A 1,316-nucleotide genomic window follows, 5' to 3' on the forward strand; every position below is an offset into this window, starting at 1 on the left:
CCGCGCGGTCAATCCGGCCGTTCGTGACCTTGAGGGAAACCGGCGCCGCAGGGTTGACCTGCTTGGCGCCGGCGGCGGGCGAGACGGCCAGTTCTGCGGGGGCGACCACCGGGACGGCGAGTCCCGGCGTCGTCCGGGCCGGGGACCCGGCCTCGGAGGAAATCCCGGACTGGGCCAGCCCCGGAGCCGCCGCGGCGAAGGCTCCGCCGCCGGCTGCCAGGGCACAGAGCACCCCCAGCAGGGCGATCTTTCGACCGGTACTCCAGGTTTTCAGGGCCATCACAGGACCCGGGCGTTTCCACACGTCATCCTGCCAGCATAAGCGAATTACCTTGGAACCCCGGCCCGATTCGACCACGATCCGGTTACAAAAGTGCCCCCAAACGGTCACAACAAAGGGCCCCGGACCTTCGTCCGGAGCCCTTTGGGAGGGTTCCTAGTAGCGATAGTGACCGGGCTTGTACGGTCCGGCCACGTCGACGTCCAGGTACTCCGCCTGTTCCTTGGACAGCTCGGTCAGCTCCACATCGAGGGCACCCAGGTGCAGGCGGGCGACCTTTTCGTCCAGGATCTTGGGCAGGACGTACACCTGGTTCTCGTATTCCCGCTCGCCCTCGGGCTGGCCGGCCTTCGTGAACAGTTCAATCTGGGCGATCGTCTGGTTGGCGAAGGAGTTGCTCATGACGAACGAGGGGTGTCCGGTGGCGTTGCCGAGGTTCAGCAGGCGGCCTTCGGACAGGACGATAATGGAGCGGCCGCCCTTACCCGTGGCCGGGTCAGCTTCGAAGACCCACTCGTGCACCTGGGGCTTGATCTCGACCTTCTTGATGCCGGGGACCCGCGCCAGCCCGGCCATGTCGATCTCATTGTCGAAGTGCCCGATGTTGCCCACGATGGCCTTGTCACGCATCTCGGCCATGTGCTTGGCCATGATGACGTCTTTGTTGCCCGTGGTGGTGATGAAGATGTGGCCTTCGCTGAGGACGGATTCCAGCTTGGCGACCTGGTAGCCGTCCATGGCCGCCTGGAGCGCGCAGATCGGGTCGATCTCCGTGACGATCACGCGCGACCCCTGGCCGCGGAAGGCCTCTGCTGCGCCCTTGCCGACGTCGCCGTAACCGCAGACGACGGCGACCTTGCCGCCCATCAGGACATCGGTGGCGCGGTTGATGCCGTCCGGCAGGGAGTGGCGGATGCCGTACTTGTTGTCGAACTTGCTCTTGGTGACTGAGTCGTTGACGTTGATCGCCGGGAAGAGCAGCTTGCCCTGCTCCGCCAGCTGGTACAGGCGGTGCACGCCCGTGGTGGTCTCCGCG

1 protein-coding gene and 1 pseudogene are annotated in these 1,316 nt (G+C 65.7%); both read right to left on the reverse strand.

Features of this window, described 5'->3' with window-relative positions; genetic code table 11:
• Nucleotides 1–280 (reverse strand): annotated as a pseudogene (locus LQV45_RS33135) (hypothetical protein); the annotation flags it as partial.
• 156 nt (nt 281–436) lie between these two features.
• Nucleotides 437–1,316: adenosylhomocysteinase (locus tag LQV45_RS33140; RefSeq protein WP_230011942.1), on the reverse strand; the 880-nt coding region annotated here is incomplete at its 5' end.

The sequence above is a fragment of the Microbacterium sp. Bi128 genome, from assembly GCF_918698205.1.